General features: G+C 54.8%; 14 protein-coding genes. 5 read left to right on the forward strand and 9 right to left on the reverse strand.

From position 1 onward, the window contains the following. On the reverse strand, window positions 1-405 hold a 405-nt coding region (locus tag PLU01S_RS11835; RefSeq protein WP_483407187.1), incomplete at its 3' end, for a cellulase family glycosylhydrolase. A gap of 468 nt (window positions 406-873) precedes the next feature. Here PLU01S_RS11835 and PLU01S_RS11840 point away from each other — a divergent pair. After that, on the forward strand, window positions 874-3,078 hold the full coding sequence (locus tag PLU01S_RS11840; protein ID WP_074825617.1) for an OsmC domain/YcaO domain-containing protein: 2,205 nt from the start codon (window positions 874-876) through the stop codon (window positions 3,076-3,078). 164 nt (window positions 3,079-3,242) lie between these two features. Here PLU01S_RS11840 and PLU01S_RS11845 read toward each other — a convergent pair whose 3' ends face one another. The 7 genes from PLU01S_RS11845 to PLU01S_RS11875 are packed head-to-tail and all read right to left on the reverse strand — an operon-like array spanning window position 3,243 to window position 12,666. Then, window positions 3,243-4,460, reverse strand: coding sequence for an MFS transporter (locus PLU01S_RS11845; RefSeq protein ID WP_083397914.1), 1,218 nt, complete (start codon window positions 4,458-4,460; stop codon window positions 3,243-3,245). Between the two features lie 59 nt (window positions 4,461-4,519). Next, complete coding sequence (locus PLU01S_RS11850; protein WP_083397892.1) at window positions 4,520-5,404, reverse strand: peptidylprolyl isomerase; 885 nt, start codon at window positions 5,402-5,404, stop codon at window positions 4,520-4,522. 4 nt (window positions 5,405-5,408) lie between these two features. Further along, window positions 5,409-5,966, reverse strand: a complete 558-nt coding sequence (locus tag PLU01S_RS11855; protein ID WP_074825621.1) for a fused DSP-PTPase phosphatase/NAD kinase-like protein — start codon at window positions 5,964-5,966, stop codon at window positions 5,409-5,411. After that, the gene (gene narI / locus PLU01S_RS11860) at window positions 5,963-6,667 is read right to left on the reverse strand and encodes a respiratory nitrate reductase subunit gamma (RefSeq protein ID WP_010798583.1); all 705 of its coding nucleotides are present in this window, start codon (window positions 6,665-6,667) and stop codon (window positions 5,963-5,965) included. The genes PLU01S_RS11855 and narI overlap by 4 nt, the downstream gene beginning before the upstream one ends. A gap of 11 nt (window positions 6,668-6,678) precedes the next feature. Continuing rightward, on the reverse strand, window positions 6,679-7,386 hold the full coding sequence (gene narJ, locus PLU01S_RS11865; protein ID WP_074825623.1) for a nitrate reductase molybdenum cofactor assembly chaperone: 708 nt from the start codon (window positions 7,384-7,386) through the stop codon (window positions 6,679-6,681). A 4-nt stretch (window positions 7,387-7,390) separates the two neighbouring features. Then, window positions 7,391-8,923, reverse strand: a complete 1,533-nt coding sequence (gene narH, locus PLU01S_RS11870) for a nitrate reductase subunit beta (RefSeq protein WP_074825624.1) — start codon at window positions 8,921-8,923, stop codon at window positions 7,391-7,393. Beyond that, complete coding sequence (locus PLU01S_RS11875) at window positions 8,920-12,666, reverse strand: nitrate reductase subunit alpha (protein ID WP_074825626.1); 3,747 nt, start codon at window positions 12,664-12,666, stop codon at window positions 8,920-8,922. Before PLU01S_RS11875 ends, narH begins: the two co-directional genes overlap by 4 nt. 528 nt (window positions 12,667-13,194) lie before the next feature. On the opposite strand from PLU01S_RS11875, the gene PLU01S_RS11880 reads away from it, so the two are divergent. Further along, window positions 13,195-13,548, forward strand: a complete 354-nt coding sequence (locus PLU01S_RS11880) for a DUF4870 family protein (RefSeq protein ID WP_010798579.1) — start codon at window positions 13,195-13,197, stop codon at window positions 13,546-13,548. Between the two features lie 357 nt (window positions 13,549-13,905). On the opposite strand, the gene PLU01S_RS11885 is transcribed toward PLU01S_RS11880, so the two are convergent. Beyond that, window positions 13,906-14,253, reverse strand: a complete 348-nt coding sequence (locus PLU01S_RS11885; protein WP_074825627.1) for a DUF805 domain-containing protein — start codon at window positions 14,251-14,253, stop codon at window positions 13,906-13,908. Between the two features lie 919 nt (window positions 14,254-15,172). Between PLU01S_RS11885 and PLU01S_RS11890 the strand changes: the two genes are divergently transcribed. The 3 genes from PLU01S_RS11890 (at window position 15,173) to PLU01S_RS11900 (ending at window position 16,945) form a co-directional block, all read left to right on the forward strand. Continuing rightward, window positions 15,173-15,385 (forward strand): DUF3079 domain-containing protein, encoded by a 213-nt coding sequence (locus PLU01S_RS11890; protein ID WP_074825628.1) that lies wholly within the window; start codon window positions 15,173-15,175, stop codon window positions 15,383-15,385. Window positions 15,386-15,476: 91 nt separating this feature from the next. Continuing rightward, the gene (locus PLU01S_RS11895; RefSeq protein WP_083397894.1) at window positions 15,477-16,286 is read left to right on the forward strand and encodes an AraC family transcriptional regulator; all 810 of its coding nucleotides are present in this window, start codon (window positions 15,477-15,479) and stop codon (window positions 16,284-16,286) included. 47 nt (window positions 16,287-16,333) lie between these two features. Continuing rightward, entirely contained in the window at window positions 16,334-16,945 is a 612-nt protein-coding gene (locus tag PLU01S_RS11900; RefSeq protein ID WP_074825629.1) for a LysE family transporter, read from the forward strand. The last annotated feature ends 8 nt before the right edge of the window (window positions 16,946-16,953 follow it).

Consider the following 16,953-nt stretch of genomic DNA (forward strand, 5'->3'; position numbering starts at 1 on the left):
CCCAATCACCTGGCCGCGATAGCGTGCATAGTTATGCAGGTCCAGAATGATCTTGATGTTGTGCTTTTGCGCATAACCAAAGGTGCGGTCTATCAGGGCTACATAGGTAGGATCAAGAGGACCGCCCAGCTTGGGTTGCAGGCGCTCCCAGATGATGGGGAAGCGGAAGGTCTTGATACCCCTGGCGCTCCACTGCTGGAAATAGGATTCCACCGGAAAAATATAGTTGGTGCCATTGATTCCAGGTAGAACATGGGGAGCAAATCCCGCACCGGACAGGTTCAGACTAACCAGATCGACCGGTTCGGCTTGGGCGGCTACCGAGCCAAAGGTAAGACCTACGAGAAGGGGCAGGCTCTTGAAGAATCGCTTAGAAAAATGAATGGACGTGCTCATAATCACCATACTGCTCTGCTAGTGATGGGCTAGGTCTCGCGTCCATGAATACGAGGGGGCTGCCCTAAATAAAAAGTAATGAGGTCTTGGTACTAGGAGATACCAAGAGGCGCATCCTGACGCTTGTGCCCTTGATTACAAGTGACGTGCCAAAACCTTTACATATAAGGAAACATTTAGGATTAAAGTCCTGATAGCTTTGCTAAATACTTGATGGCGCAATGCTTTCAGCAGGAAGACCGTTTATCGGGTTTGATTTTTCAGGTCGAGTAGGCAGTGCCTGGTCAAGAAGGGACCCCTTGGGCAGTCAGAAATCTGGCTTTCAGGCGAGACCATTCTGGCGCTTTCGCCTATCCGGCTCGATATTTCTTGAATATTTTCATGATCTATTTTCGCTTTCGTCCAAAAGCAAAAACTTCTTGTCGAGATGCGGGATAATGGCAGCCAATTCGCTTATTCACGTTTCGGTAGTTTTGCATGGAAATCAAGGTCAATTTTCTCGATAACCTTCGGCTTGAGGCTAAGTTCGATGACTTCACGGTCATAGCCGATCAGCCTATCCGCTACAAGGGGGACGGTTCGGCGCCTGGGCCTTTTGATTATTTCCTGGCTTCATCAGCGTTATGTGCTGCGTATTTCGTGAAGCTGTATTGCCAGACACGCAATATCCCTACCGACAACATTCGTCTTTCGCAGAACAATATTGTTGATCCTGAAAACCGTTATCAGCAGATTTTCAAGATTCAGGTCGAGTTGCCGGCAGATATCTCTGACAAAGACCGGCAGGGCATTTTGCGCTCCATCGACCGTTGTACGGTAAAGAAGGTGGTGCAAACCGGCCCGGAATTTGTCATTGAGGAAGTGGACAACCTAGATGCCGATGCCCAGGCGCTGCTGATACCGAGCATGGCCTCTGACACGAGCACCTTTATTGCAGGCAAGGATCTGCCGCTTGAGCAGACTATTGCCAACATGTCGGGGATTCTGGCCGACCTGGGCATGAAGATTGAAATCGCTTCATGGCGAAATATCGTTCCCAACGTGTGGTCGCTGCATATACGCGACGCTCATTCGCCGATGTGCTTTACCAATGGCAAGGGGGCCACCAAGGAAGCCGCGTTGGCGTCAGCCTTGGGCGAGTTTATCGAGCGTCTGAACTGTAACTTCTTCTACAACGATCAGTTCTGGGGTGAAGACATTGCCAATGCAGAGTTCGTGCATTACCCGAACGAACGATGGTTCAAGCCAGGCCGTAAGGATGCATTGCCATCTGAAATTCTCGATGCATACTGCCGGGAAATCTACAACCCTGATGGGGAGCTACGCGGCTCGCATCTGTATGACACCAACTCCGGCAACGTCGAGCGCGGCATCTGTTCGCTGCCCTTTGTACGTCAGTCGGACGGCGAGGTGGTGTATTTCCCGTCCAATCTGATCGAAAACCTGTACCTGAGCAATGGCATGAGTGCTGGTAACACGCTGGCTGAAGCGCAGGTGCAATGTCTGTCGGAAATTTTCGAGCGCGCGGTGAAGCGTGAAATCCTGGAAGGGGAGCTTGCCCTGCCTGACGTACCGCAGGACGTGCTGGCAAAATACCCGGCTATTCTGGCTGGCATCCAAGGACTGGAAGAGCAGGGCTTCCCGGTATTGGTAAAGGATGCATCGCTCGGAGGTGAGTTCCCGGTGATGTGCGTCACCTTGATGAATCCACGTACCGGCGGCGTATTCGCCTCGTTTGGCGCGCATCCAAGCTTGGAGGTAGCGCTTGAGCGCAGCCTCACAGAACTGCTTCAAGGGCGCAGCTTCGAAGGTCTCAATGATCTTCCTCAGCCTACGTTTGAAAGCCAGGCCGTGACCGAGCCGAACAACTTCGTTGAGCATTTCATTGATTCCAGCGGTGTGGTGTCGTGGCGTTTCTTCAGTGCCAAGGCGGATTTCGAATTTGTCGAATGGGATTTTTCAGCCGAGGGTGAAAATGCCAATGCTGAGGAAGCCGCGACCCTGTTCGGTATCCTCGAGGATATGGGTAAGGAAGTGTACATGGCGGTATATGAGGACCTGGGGGCAACGGCTTGCCGTATCCTGGTGCCGGGCTATTCGGAGATTTATCCGGTAGAGGATCTGATCTGGGATAACACCAACAAGGCGCTGTCCTTCCGCGCTGATATTCTGAATCTGCACCGTCTGGATGACGCCGCTCTGGAAGCATTGGTTGAGCGCCTGGAAAACTGCGAGCTGGATGATTACACCGATATCACTACCCTGATCGGCATCGAATTTGATGACAACACAGTTTGGGGACAGCTCACGATTCTTGAATTGAAGTTGCTGATCTATCTGGCACTGAAGCAGTTCGAGGAAGCGCATGAACTGGTCGGTGCCTTCCTGCAGTTCAACGACAATACCGTTGAGCGTGGCCTGTTCTATCAGGCTTTGAATGCAGTACTTGAGGTGTCGCTGGACGAGGAGCTGGAGCTGGCCGACTATGAAGTCAACTTTCGCAGGATGTTCGGCAATCCGCGCATGGATGCAGTGCTGGGCTCAGTGGATGGAAGCATCCGCTTCTTTGGCCTGACGCCCACCAGCATGAAGCTGGAGGGGCTGGATAGACACCTGCGACTGATCGACAGCTATAAGAAACTGCATACAGTACGTGCTAACGCCGCTGCTTCTGCCCATTAGCTGTCATTGAAGGCGCGTAGTGGCTAGGGTTGCTCCCAGTGACTATACGCCTGGCGGATGCCAGCAGTGCAATCGCCTGATTACCTGCTATTTGAGTAATCAGGCGCACTCGCAAGACGGACCTGTTACTGCGTTGGGGCAGAGGTGAACCGCCCTTTGCCCGGCTACGAATGATGGGTCTGCTCTTTAGAGGAGGTTCCCAATGGAGGTGATCGTCGTACTTCGGTGATGTAAATCAGGATCAGTGACACCCATACGATGCCGTAGAGCAGCATGAAGCAGCTTGAGTTGATACCCAGGAAGTCGAGCAGTGTGCCAAACAGGATAGGCAACAGGAACCCTCCCAGTCCTCCCGCCATGCCGACGATGCCTGAAACGATGCCCATGTTTTGTGGAAAATCATCGCCGATGTATTTGAAGGTAGAAGCCATGCCGCAGGCAAAAGCGATACCCAGAATAAATAGCAGTGCTGTTGCTCCCCAAACCGGAAGGCCAAGATGAAAGCTCATCGGTCCCCGGACAGTTTGAACGGTAAAATCGGTTTGTGGATAGGAGAGTAAAAACAGACTGATCCACGCGATCCACAATACCCACCACGTTACAGCATGAGCACCAAGCCGATCTGACAGCAAGCCGCCGAGCGCTCGAAGGGCACCTCCAGGAAGGGAGAAGCAGGCTGCCAGCAGTGAAGCCTGAGCAATCGAGAGACCGTATTCGTTCAGGTAATACTGTGGCATCCAGATCGAGAGCGCTGTAAAGCCCCCGAATACAACGGAATAATACTGACAATATTTCCAGACGCGCCCATCCCGCAGAACAGCCAGCTGCTGTCTAACCGGAACGGAGCGTCCAGGGGCTCTGGTATCCGGTGCGGCAATTATCCAGAACAGAACCGCCGTCACGAGAAGCGCCACGGCATACACACGCGGCACGCTCTCCCAGCCGTAGCGGGCAACAAGGGTGGGCGCCAGGAACATGTTGATGGCGGCGCCAGCGGTACCTGCCCCGAATACCCCCATCGCAAATCCTTTGCGCTCGCTGGGAAAAAAGCGAGCCACGTAGGGCGTTCCAACCGAGAATGAGGCTCCCACAAGTCCGAGTGCCAGCCCCAACAACAGGAATTGCCAGAGTTGGTTTGCGTAGGAGGCGAGCCAGAGAGGAACGGTGCACGTCAGAAGCAGCAGGGTCATCACTGTTCGACCACCGAAGCGGTCTGTCCAGATACCCAGCGGCAACCGGAAAATGGCGCCGGTCAGGACTGGCGTGGCGGTAAGCAGGCCGAACTCAGATGCACTGAGGCCCAGGGAGGTCTGGATAGGGATGCCGATCACGCCAAACATCATCCAGACGGCAAAGGAGATCAGAAATGCCAAGGTGCTCATCACCAGCACACGCAAGGACTGGGTGCTGGTTGAGGATGCGATTGCTGCCGATCCGGTTTTCAAGAGCAGTTCCTCGCGGGAATGATCACAGGGTCTCGGTTCGGGCCGTGGCCAGCGGAGCCGTCCGCTGCGGTGCACGATGATCCTGCCGGCCACGCTGAGGGTCGAGCAGGGGCGCTCTCGCCTGCAAAAAGGTCGAAGCCCTTGATGCTGGCGCGTGCGGCCAGTGAGGCGATATAGCCCTGCACGGCCTGCCGCCAACTGGTTTCCTGCAAAAAGGCGATAATTCGCGGGCGTACTGCCTGCAGTGGCGGTACCCGTCCTTTATGACAAGCCAGCACACGGATGATATGCAGGCCGAATCGGCTTTGAACGACTGTGGGGCATACCTCACCTGCTGCCAGTCCGGCAAGGTGGGTTTCGAATTCCGGCACTGTGCTTCCACGCTCGATCAATCCCAGATCGCCACCCTGCGTTCTTGAAGGACAGTCAGAGAAGCGGCCCGCCAACACGGTCAGGGCTGTCGGGTCATCAAGCACTTCTGCAAGCATCGTTTCTGCCTTTTCCCGTGCCGCCCCAATGGCACGTTCATCACCGGGGTTCGCTGCGATCAGCAAGTGCTGGACCTGCCAACGGTCAGGACGCTTCAAACGATCAAGGTTGTGCTGGTACCAGCGCTCCAGCTCTGTCTCGGTTGGCTCTGGAAGCTTCAGCTCAGTTTCGAGCAGACGCCTGATGGCGGCCTCGTCGGCCTCCTCACCGGGCTCAGCATCCTGACCGGTGATACCGTGGCGTGTAGCCTCGGCCAAAAGCAGCTCTCGAACGACGAGTGCACGTGCGGCCTGTTCCCAGGCAGCGGCTGGGTCATCGGCATCCTGCAGTTGGGCCTCCAGCGAAAGTAGGTCATCAGTAATGGCAATACCGTCAACGGTGATCATTGTCATGTCCCTACTTTTTTTTATGCTCGTCGAGCCGGGTACGGACAGCAGAAGTGCTCTGCTGTAGTCCGGCTGTTATGCCGTCGTCCAGCGCAATGTTGGGCGGAACGCCGAGCGAGGCCCTGTACAAGGCCCACATGGCACCGGGCTGGTCGGTGGTTCCTCCGTGCAGTAACAGCGGTAGGTTACTGCGATCGGCCAGCAAGTCCGAAAACTGCTTGACCTGCTCCTGTGTCGGCAGGTCCTGAACGGGAAGGTTGGCGTAGCGGATGCGTGCGAATTCCGCATGTTGTTTTTCGGATGCGATTTCTTCCGCTGGCCTCAGATCCACAATCATGGCGAAACCTACGCGCTTGGCTTCAACCACACCCTCGTCCTCAATCGGTCCAGCGATAGCCACCAGCGGCGCAACACGGTGGTAAAGCGGCAATCGCTGCTCGGCAATCTGATCCCCGAATGGCGCGATCCCCGGCTGCGGCGCTACATCATCGGCAGCGCCCGCTGCCAGGGCTGCCTCCATGAACAGAACACCGGATAACAGCCAGAGCATATGCTGGGAAGGCGTCATACGCCCTCCTTGGAAATGTTGGCGTTCTTGCGAACGATCTGCCATCCAGGGCGGCCCAGGTACCAGACAGGCGCAGACCAGACATGGACGAGCCGGGTAAAAGGCACAAGAAGGAACAGCGTCATACCGCAAACCAGATGCAGCTTATAGACCCAAGGCACGTCGGCCACCAGCTGCGCCGAGCCCGGGCGGAACAAGAGAATGCTGCGAGACCACTCGGCAAGCACCAGCATGTAGGTGCCGTCCAGATTTTGCGACGATTCGGGCAGCGTGCTGATCCCGAGGCAGAGTTGGAAGAAGATGAAGAGCAGGATGAAGATATCGGTCGGCTTGCTGGTCTGGCGAATGCGGGCATCCGTCAGGCGCCTATGGATCAACAAAATTCCGCCCACTACGCCGAGGGCGGCGAGCGCACCACCCGTCACGATAGCCAGGATCTGCTTGGCTTTCACGGTCAGGCCGAGGGCATGGTAGACCTCAGGCGGCGTAAGTAACCCCGCAGTATGCCCGACAAAAAGGCCTAGAATGCTGATGTGAAAAAGATTACTGCCCCAAACCAACTGGCGACGTCTCAAAAACTGGCTTGACTGACTTCGCCAAGAGAATTGGCTGCGGTCAAATCGTGCCCAACTGCCCAGAAAAAAACAGATCATGCACAGGTACGGGTAAAACCCGAACAGGAACTGGTTGAGCCAATTCATGCGGCATACCTCTAGCGTTCTATGAGACGGATGGGTGAAACCTGCACATCGCGTTCGAACTGTGCAACCAGGGCGGCTGCGTTCGAGCAGGCACTATCGGCAACTGCGGGCTCCATGAAGCTGACAGGTGCTTCTTCGTAGCGGGCATCCAGTGCTTCAGGGGTATCCTCTTGTTCTCCCTCGGCCAGTCTGGAGGCGACTACCTCGGTGTCTGCTGGCCGTGAGCCTAACGCCTCGATAGCGCGCAGCACTGCAGCATACGGTGTTCCGCGTTTCTCGAGACGACTGGCCAGAAGCGCAACGATCTCTACAATCTCACCGAGCAGGACGGCGGCGTCGGAAGGTGCATGACACGAAACGTATTCCAGAAAGACCGGTAGAAAATCAGGCAACTCATCGCCTGACAGCTCTAGCCCAACGGCTCGATAATCTTCGACGAGGTTGGCCATGGCCTGGCCCCGATCCCGTGAGTCGCCGTGCACATGACCGAATAGATAGAGCGAGAGGGCGCGTGAGCCACCGTCAAACAGCGACACATAATTCCCTTGCGCCTGTAAAGGATCAGACGCTGCCAGATGGTCGCAAAAAGCGATGACCTGGTCACGTTGTGTGGCGGGCAGCGGTGAGTCATTCAGGATATATCGAATATCCGGCAAGGCCTCCATGAGGGCCTGGTCGGGGTAAAGCAACAGTCCGGCAAGTGCCTTGCACGTTATCATCACGTTACTTCCTGTCGAGAGGGAAGCGCTCACCCCGGGTCTTGCGGGTGTCCTGGCCCCACAGCATGAAACGGCTGTTCCCTTCGGAAGTCATCTGCCCGAAATGGAAGCCGGCAATGCCGCGCTGGTCGTAAGCATTTTCGGCCACTTCCTTATGCGAGGTCGGGATCACGAACCGGTCCTCGTAGTTGGCAATTGCCATTACGCGGTACATCTCCTCGGCCTGTCGCTCTGTCAGACCGACCGCATCGAGCGCGGTGGTATCGACAATCCCTTCGATATTGCGCCGACGCATGTAGGCTCTCAGCGCCAGCAGCTTGCGTAGCGTGTCGCGGATGGGCTCCTCTTTTCCCGCCGTCAGCAGGTTGGCCAGGTAGCGGACCGGGATACGCAGGCTATCTACGTCCGGGATGCCTTCAAGGGTAGCCAGGGCGCCTGCATCGGCCGCCTCCTGAATCGGCGACAGGGGAGGGATGTACCAGACCATCGGAACGGTTCGGTATTCAGGGTGAAGCGGGAAGGCTACCTTCCACTCACAGGCCATTTTATAAACGGGCGAGCGCTGGGCCGCCTCGATCCAGTTATCCGATACGCCGTCCTTACGGGCCTGCTCGATTACGGCCGGGTCGTGCGGATCAAGAAAGATGTCCAGCTGCGCCTGATAGCAATCCTGAACATTGGCCTGAGAGGCAACCTCAAGAATCCGGTCGGCGTCGTATAGCATCACACCCAGGTAGCGAATACGGCCCACGCAGGTTTCCGAACACACGGTCGGCTGACCGCTCTCGATGCGCGGATAACAGAAGATGCACTTCTCGGACTTGCCCGTATGCCAGTTGTAATAAACCTTCTTGTAAGGGCACCCGGTTACGCACATGCGCCAGCCGCGGCACTTCTCCTGATCAATCAGGACAATGCCATCTTCTTCGCGCTTATAAATAGCCCCTGACGGGCACGCGGCAACGCAAGTAGGGTTCAGGCAATGCTCACACAGACGAGGGAGGAACATCAGAAAACTGTTTTCAAACTCTCCATAGATCGCTTTCTCGACTTCCTTGAAGTTGTAGTCTTGCGAGCGTTTGTGAAACTCAGTACCGAGTGATTCCTCCCAATTGGGTCCCCAGCTGACCTTTTCCATCCGCTCGCCAGTCACAATCGAAACCGGCTGAGTCGTTGGGGCAGCCTCGCTTTCACCCACGCCATGAATATAGGAATATTCGTAATCGAACGGCTCGTAGTAGTCATCGATTTCCGGCAGCTCCGGATTGGCAAATATCTTGGACAGAATCCGCCATTTGCCGCCGGTCTTCGGTCGCAGTTCACCGCCCTTGCCAAGCACCCAACCACCACGCCAGCGCTCCTGGTTTTCCCAGTCCTTAGGAAAGCCAATGCCCGGTTTGCTTTCTACGTTGTTCCACCAGGCGTACTCGATTCCCTGACGGGTCGTCCAGACCTGTTTACAGGTCACGCTGCAGGTGTGGCAGCCAATGCATTTGTCGAGATTGAGAACCTTGCCGATCTGCGCCCTGACTTTCATGTCCGCTGCCCTTCCACGCGAGATTCCTCTTCGGTTTTCATCACGGCGATCTTTTCGGACAGCGGTCGATCGCGCCAGTCGACGTTTCTCATCTTGCGCAGCACGATGAATTCGTCCCGGTTCGATCCAACGGTGCCGTAATAGTTGAATCCCCAAGACAACTGGGCATAACCACCGATCATGTGTGTGGGCTTAAGCACAACACGGGTGACGGAGTTGTGTATGCCGCCGCGATTCTGCGTAACCTCGCTGCCCGGCACATTTGCCGTACGCTCGGCCGCGTGATACATGAACGCGGCCCCTTCAGGTATGCGTTGGCTGACGACCGCACGTGCGACCAGTGCACCATTACGGTTGAACGCCTCAATCCAGTCGTTATCTTCAATGTCTGCCTTGGCGGCATCACGCTCGCTGATCCAGACGATGGGCCCACCCCGCGCCAAGGTCAGCATAATCAGGTTTTCGGTATAGGTACTGTGGATGCCCCATTTCTGGTGAGGTGTGAGGAGGTTGAGGGCAAGCGGCGGATTGCCGTTGTCATGCGCCTGAGCTAGCTCAAGAGACGCCGAGCGCGTATCGATCGGAGGGCGATACGTGGCGAAGCCTTCGCCAAAATCCCGCATCCAGGGGTGATCCTGATAGAGCTGCTGGCGTCCGGTTAGTGTTCGCCATGGGATCAGCTCGTGCACGTTCGTCCAGCCAGCGTTGTAGGAGATCTCGTGGCTTTCGATGCCGGACCAGACCGGTGATGTCAGGATGGGGCGAGGCTGGGCAGCGATGTCGCGAAACTCAATCTTTTCACCGGCACGTCGTTCAATCAGGTGAGTGTGATCACGGCCGGTTACCTCCGAGAGGGCCTGCCAGGCTTTATAGGCTACCTGTCCGTTGGTTTCAGGTGCCAGCGCCAGCACCGTTTCGATCGCGTCGAGATCCGACCGCATACGTGGACGATTGTTTGCGCCGGGGTCAGGTAGATTGACATCACGCAAGTGTGCTACCTCCGCCTTCGTATCCCACACCATGCCCTTGGTACCGTTCCCGCGTTCCTCAAGCAGGGGACCCGCGCTGACAAAGCGGTCGTAAGTCGCGGGGTAGTCGCGGGTAACCAAGGTGATAGCAGGCATGGTGCGTCCTGGAATGCCAGCCGGTCCTCCCTGCTTCCAGTCTTGCCCTCCATAGGGCTGGGACAGTTCGGATGGCGTATCTTTCAGGGTTGGGGTCAGCACTACGTCTTCCTCAACGCCCAGTTCACCAGGCGCAAGCCGCTGAAACGTATTAGCCAGTTCTCGAAAAATGGCCCAATCCGTGCGTGCGCCCCAAACCGGGTCCACCGCGGCTTGCAGTGGATGGATAAAGGGATGCATGTCGGAGGTGTTGAGGTCAGCCTTTTCGTACCAGGTGGCAGTTGGCAGGACCACATCGCTGAAGAGCGTAGTGGTATTCATGCGAAAATCGATGGTAACCAACAGGTCAAGCTTGCCCTCGGGAGCCTGCTCTCGGTAAACCACTTCTTCGGGCCGCTGATCGCTTTCCTCGTTAAGTACATTGTTGCGTGCACCTAACAGGTGTTTCAGAAAATACTCATGACCTTTGCCGCTAGCGCCGAGCAGATTGGAGCGCCAGACGAACAGGTTGCGTGGCCAATTCTCGGGCGCGTCTGGATCTTCGCAGGCCATTTGCAGGGACCCTGCATGAAGGGCGTCGGCCACATACGCAGCCGGGTCTTGGCCTGAAGCGCGTGCGGCACGCGCCACATGCAAGGGATTGGTCTTGAGCTGCGGCGCACTGGGCAGCCACCCCATGCGCTCGGCTCGAACATTGCAGTCGAGCATGGTTCCAGACCACGCCGTGGGATCTGCCAGTGGCGAGATCTGCTCGCGTAACTCCATACGCTCATAGCGCCACTGATCAGTGTGGGCATAGAAAAAACTCGTCCCGTTCATCTGTCGTGGGGGACGCGACCAGTCTGTCGCAAACGCGACCGGCAGCCAGCCGGCTTGAGGCCGCAGCTTTTCCTGCCCGACGTAATGCGCCCAGCCGCCTCCGGACTTCCCTACGCAACCACACAGGATGAGCATCGACATGATGCCGCGGTAGGTCATGTCCATGTTGTACCAGTGGTTCAAGCCCGCACCGAGGATCACCATGGAACGTCCTTGGGTCGCTTCGGCATTGGCTGCAAAACCACGAGCTACGGCAATGCAACGATCCCGCGGAACGCCTGTGATCGACTCCTGCCAGGCGGGCGTTCCTGGAATATTTTCGTCAAAACTGCTTGCGCCGTCCTCGCCCAGTCCGCGACTGACGCCATAGCTGCCAAGCATCAGGTCGAACACAGTCGTGATTTCGACCTCGCGTCCGTCCTTGAGCGTCACACGACGTACAGGTATCCGGCGTTTCTGAATAGGGGCATGGTCAGTAAGACCAAACTTGCCTTCGCTGCCAAAGTAGGGGAAAGCAACGGTTGCAGTCGCCTCGCCTAGCAGCGTTAGGCGCGGGGAGATCTCTGCTCCGCTGGCGCCATCCTTGGGTTCCAGATTCCACTTGCCTTTCTGACCCCAGCGGAACCCGGCGCTGCCCTGTGGCGCTACGATAGCATCGGTCGTTTCGTCAATCACAACGGGTTTCCAGTCGGGATTGTTGTCCTGGCCGAGGTTATCGGCAAAGTCGGCGGCACGAAGCATGCGGCCAGCAACGAGCCCTTCGGGATGACGTTCGAGCACAATCAGGAAGGGCAAGTCGGAGTATTGACGGACGTATTCCTGGAAGTAAGGCACTTGCCGGTCGACGAAGAACTCCTTGAGGATTACATGACACATGGCCAGGGCAAGGGCCGCGTCGGTGCCCTGCTTGGGATGTAGCCACAAGTCGGCGAAGCGGGCCACCTCGATGAAGTCTGGCGCGATCACCACACTTTTGGCCCCGCGATACCGGGCTTCGGTGTAGAAGTGAGCATCGGGCGTCCGTGTCATGGACACATTGGAGCCCCAGAGCAGCAGATAGCCAGAGTTGTACCAGTCTGCACTTTCCGGAACGTCTGTCTGCTCGCCAAAGGTCTGAGGTGATGAGGGTGGCAAGTCGCAGTACCAGTCGTAAAAGGACAGGCACGTGCCTCCGATCAGGCTGAGGTAGCGTGTGCCGGCCGCATAGCTGATCATCGACATGGCGGGAATCGGTGAAAACCCGACCACCCGATCAGGCCCCCAGGCCTTGATTGTGTGAATGTTGGCAGCGGCGATAAGTTCGTTGATCTCATCCCAATCCACTCGTACGAAGCCACCCAAGCCTCGCACTTCCTGGTAACTCCGCCGTTTGGCAGCATCGCCCTGGATGGATTCCCAGGCCTGAACAGGGGAAAGCGTCTTGCGTGCTTCGCGCCAAAGCGCAAGAAGGCGGCCGCGTACCATCGGATATTTGATGCGGTTGCTGCTGTAGAGATACCAGGAATAACTGGCGCCACGAGGACAGCCACGCGGCTCATGGTTGGGAAGATCAGGACGGGTCCGCGGGTAGTCGGTCTGCTGAGTTTCCCAGGTCACCAATCCATTTTTGACATAGATCTTCCAGCTACAGCTGCCTGTGCAATTGACGCCATGGGTAGATCGCACAATCTTCTCGCTTTGCCAGCGGGACCGATAATTGTCCTCCCAGGCGCGATTTTCGTCAGTGGTTACTCCATGACCTTCCGAGAAAGATCCCTTGTACTTTTTGAAGAACAGTAGTCGATCAACGAACTGGCTCAAAACGTCGGCTCCCTTATCTCGGTCCTTTCGAGCCTAGCAACGACTTTTTGGCTTCGCGAATAGGAGTGTTTAATTCCGATAAGCGGTATGGGCTGCGCGATGCAAGTTGGCACGTTTTGTGGCAAGCGTGCACTTGAGGACGTTGGAAGATAGATACGTCTAGGCTCTTGTAATTACACGCTTTTTTTGTGTGGTTATTTGCGCTTAGGGTTGTTTATTTACCGTTTAAAGAACACATAAGGAGCCAAAGAACATTGAGTCGTACGAAAGGTACATGCGCTACTGTCAAGCCCGGACCAAGATCAATGACATTGCCGTTTTAAGTTCAGCCTTTCCGTAAAAGGGTAGGCGTTCCGGCTGACGCCATCGCTTGTTAAGACGCCTCAATACGGCCGTCAAATGTTCCGAGAACAACTCTTCAGGTTGCTAATACAGAGGCCAGGGTAGTTTGATGTCCTGGAACGTATTATCATGTGCACAGGCGCATTTGGAGTGCGCGTTTCACCTGCTCATTAAAAGGACTTAGCCATGACCGATATCAATCAAACCGTCCAGCCTGCTCCATTGCAGCAGCCGATTGTCAGCAATTCGAATATGGCTGGCATCGTCTATGTTCTGTACATTGTAGGTTTCTTCAACGGCGTTACCGCGCTGATTGGACTTATCCTGGCCTATGTCAACAGAGATACGGCAGATCCGATTTCTCGTTCGCACCTGGATTATCAGATCCGTACATTCTGGTGGGGACTTCTGTGGCTTGTACTGGGGTTTGCTTCAACCCTGCTTATCATCGGATGGTTCGTGCTGCTTGGCTGGGCAATCTGGACGATTTATCGAATCGTGAAAGGGCTGACGGCAATCAATAATCGTCGTGGAATTTAAGTAAGCGTAATCTCGGCTTATATCTAACTGGCCGCCTGGGGTTTGAATGTTTACCGCCGATACCCTGGGCTGGCGTCCAACCCATAGAAACGCACCACCAACAAGCCTGCCTATCAAGACGCACCCATTAGTGTAAGCGCTATCGTTTTCAACACTGTTGCTACTCGTGAATTAAATAACCTTGGAAGATAAGACTGTTCTTATCTGCGCATGAGGTGCCTGTTATTTAGCAGGGAATATTTTTGACGAGCAATCAAGAAAAGTAGATGGAGCATAATCGGACATGATCAATTCATGTCCGATCTGGTACGCAATGAGCGGTTTTCAAAACTTCAATTGCATAACCCTCTATTAGGCTTAGACGTTTTTAGGGCTCTGCCCGAAGCGGTTATCGACAAGATCTCCCTCAAGGCACATAAGCACCAGGAAAATGATTCCGCCTACTGCTGGAACGCCACTGATAAGAGCCCACCAACCGCTTCGGTTGGTATCATGAAGACGTCGGATAGTGACGCCCACATTTGGAAGAATCATAGCCAGGGTATAGACACCACATAACCAAGGGCCCCAGCCAATTACTCCATCTACAACGGCAAGTACAACAGTAATGATCGCGCTGAACAGGGCGAACATCCAATATTCTTTCCGTCGAGCACGGCCATCAAACTTGACGTAGTTACTGACTACCGAGAGATACCATTCCATGTGTTACATCTTCCTTATACAAGCCTGGCGTAAAACGCCAGCATCCTAAAAAACAATGAAGTTCAGGACAGGGAATCAGTAAAAGAATAGATGATTGCACAGAGCCGCTATTTGTCATGAGAGCAAGCAATGCAAGAGAAATCTTTCCCAGACCATCCATAATCTTTCACAGAAGCCAGTCCATAGCTTCAAGGTGGACAGCAAGTTTACAGATGAAGTCAACTTGACGCTACAGTAAAAGCGCTATCATTCATTCCAGATAAGTGACCAGTGTGTAATAGTTGGAAAATTCAGCTTTTCAATCACTTAGATATGTCGAAGGTATTGAATCAGTGAAGTACCATGGTTGGCGTATCTTTTAAGGTTTGGCAACCTGAGCATTGAAATAGCCGCTATTGCTTGGTTAGGTATACCGGCAGGCATCGTGGATCTATCGTACATGCGGCTGACTCAACCAGACTAAAAAGTCAGACAGTTGTGTAATAGTTCTGACAAACCGTTCAGGATTATAACGTGTAAATGTTACCTTTAAAGGTTTACTAGCGTGTGGCTTCATAACCAGATCCTGGCTCTCAAAACGATCACTACATAGTTTGTGGTTGCATTTGATAAGTCAGCGTTTGCCTATGAAGTGGGCACGTATGCATTCCCTCGTGCAAACCTATTGTCTTAACGTTTAAATCCATTGATACATCGTCAGCATCGACTTCTATCGAACAAAATGTATGGCTGTTCGCTGGGGTGCGATGAGTCCTTAGACAGTCGTAGCATGCCAAGCTGCTACAAGTCACACAGTAGGGTTATATCATTGGGTGGGTATCAACACCGCTATAATCGTCGTAACACTTGAGTGAGATCAAAAACGTTTATCCAAATTTCGATACGTTAGGGGTTCACCTCATACGTTCAGGAGTCTCGGATGGCCAAGAAATTTCCTCTGCAGCCTAAGCATCCGGAGCGCATCTGTTGGGGGTGCGATATGTATTGTCCTGCAAACTCGTTAGCCTGCGGTAATGGCGCCAGCCGTACCATGCATCCGGTTGAGCTGTTTGGTGAAGACTGGGATACGTTCAATGCAACCGGGGGTGAGCAGGCAGAAAGCGAGAACCCCGAACATCAGCTGAAACAGTAGGTCCGAACGCGAGCGGGTATCCAATCAACCTATCGTACGTTCGTTTGGCTTAAACTGTAGTCTCTTCAAATCGGATGAGAGGCTATAAGACGTGCTTACCCTGCGGCATGCCTGGTCAGGTCCCGTTGAGCTGGTGGATGCCAGCGGTACGGGTCACCGATTCGCCAAGCACAGCCATGATGAGTGTGTAATTGGAGTCAATTTGGAAGGCGAGGAGCACATCTGGCTGGATGGCAGGATATTCAATGCCGGCAAGGGATCCATCACTCTGTATAACCCCGGCCAAATACAAGGCGGCGGGGCCCATGAGGGAGCCTTCTGGCGCTACGTAGGGCTTTATGTATCGGCGGACTGGCTGGCCCAAAGCCTTGGGGTCAATCAAGTTGAGTTCGAGCGTCCTTTGCTTTATCAGCCAGCCATTGCAAACCGCTTTGCCTGCGTGGTGCAAATGGCATTACAAGGCAGCTCCACGAGCAACCCACACGTTCATCAGGCGTTGATCCTGTTACTCGCAGAGATCACGGAGCTGAGTGGTGTTGCACTGACCACGCATTCAGCCGAGCCAGAGGTGGTTCTTCGTATTCAGGAGTGTCTTGCCGACTCCTTGGCGCAAATGCCTACTTTGGACGAACTAGCCCTTTTGACCCAGAGATCCAAGTATCAATTGCTGAGAGCATTTCAAAAGGAAACGGGGTTAAGCCCACATCAATGGGCCATGCAGCTGAGAGCGCGGCGAGCACGGGGACTGCTGCGGCAGGGTATGCCCGCCACGGATGTTGCTTATACGCTTGGCTTTGCTGATCAGAGCCACTTGAGTCGCCACTTTCGTTCGGCTTATGGAATACCGCCTGGCCAATATCAACGCCTCTACAGGTCCTGCAATCCTGTTCAAGATTATTGAGCAGGGGCAACCCATACTGATCGCCCTTTCTTTTCGAGACGCCTGATATGCTGACAATCTTCCTATCGGCCTTTTTGTTTGGCGCTGCGTTCTGCCTGTCGCCTGGACCTGTCCTGGCTGAAACGTTGCGGCGTGGCTTGTCCAATGGTTTCAGGCCGGCCCTAATGGTTCAGGTAGGATCTTTGTTGGGCGATGCCGTGTGGGCTGTATTAGGGTTGGTAGGGCTGTCAGTCCTGCTGGGCCATGAGCCGATTCGCATACCCCTAACGCTACTCTGTGCGGTTTATCTGGCCTGGCTAGGCGTTCAGAGTCTCAAGGATGCGTGGCGCCTGCCGGTCGGTACAAGTGAATCAGGTCAACCGCAGCAGGGCGCCTTGATGGCGGGTGCTGCCATCTCGTTGACTAATCCAAAAAACATTGTGTATTGGGGCGCGTTGGGAAGCGCCTTGTCGGGTATAACAGGCGACACTCCCAGTATTGCAAACACAGCGATGTTCTTTGGCGGAGTCATGAGTGCCTCTATTTTGTGCTGCTTTCTGACGGCAGCGCTTGTTGAGGGATTCCGGCGTGCCAGCTCACCAAACTGGCATAGAGCCAGCCATGCCCTGTGCGGAATCCTGTTGCTCATCATGGCTGGGCTCGCTCTGCATGGTCTCTGAGTGCGATC

The sequence above is a fragment of the Pseudomonas luteola NBRC 103146 genome, assembly GCF_002091675.1.
GTDB classification, from domain to species: domain Bacteria; phylum Pseudomonadota; class Gammaproteobacteria; order Pseudomonadales; family Pseudomonadaceae; genus Chryseomonas; species Chryseomonas luteola.

Excerpts from the sequence above, each read along its gene's own strand:
- PLU01S_RS11900 (WP_074825629.1), top strand. The coding sequence starts at position 16,334 with ATGCTGACAATCTTCCTATCGGCCTTTTTGTTTGGCGCTGCGTTCTGC.
- PLU01S_RS11855 (WP_074825621.1), bottom strand. The coding sequence starts at position 5,966 with ATGACGCCTTCCCAGCATATGCTCTGGCTGTTATCCGGTGTTCTGTTC.
- narJ (WP_074825623.1), bottom strand. The coding sequence starts at position 7,386 with ATGATAACGTGCAAGGCACTTGCCGGACTGTTGCTTTACCCCGACCAG.
- narH (WP_074825624.1), bottom strand. The coding sequence starts at position 8,923 with ATGAAAGTCAGGGCGCAGATCGGCAAGGTTCTCAATCTCGACAAATGC.
- PLU01S_RS11850 (WP_083397892.1), bottom strand. The coding sequence starts at position 5,404 with ATGACAATGATCACCGTTGACGGTATTGCCATTACTGATGACCTACTT.
- PLU01S_RS11885 (WP_074825627.1), bottom strand. The coding sequence starts at position 14,253 with ATGGAATGGTATCTCTCGGTAGTCAGTAACTACGTCAAGTTTGATGGC.
- narI (WP_010798583.1), bottom strand. The coding sequence starts at position 6,667 with ATGAATTGGCTCAACCAGTTCCTGTTCGGGTTTTACCCGTACCTGTGC.
- PLU01S_RS11880 (WP_010798579.1), top strand. The coding sequence starts at position 13,195 with ATGACCGATATCAATCAAACCGTCCAGCCTGCTCCATTGCAGCAGCCG.
- PLU01S_RS11890 (WP_074825628.1), top strand. The coding sequence starts at position 15,173 with ATGGCCAAGAAATTTCCTCTGCAGCCTAAGCATCCGGAGCGCATCTGT.
- PLU01S_RS11840 (WP_074825617.1), top strand. The coding sequence starts at position 874 with ATGGAAATCAAGGTCAATTTTCTCGATAACCTTCGGCTTGAGGCTAAG.
- PLU01S_RS11845 (WP_083397914.1), bottom strand. The coding sequence starts at position 4,460 with ATGAGCACCTTGGCATTTCTGATCTCCTTTGCCGTCTGGATGATGTTT.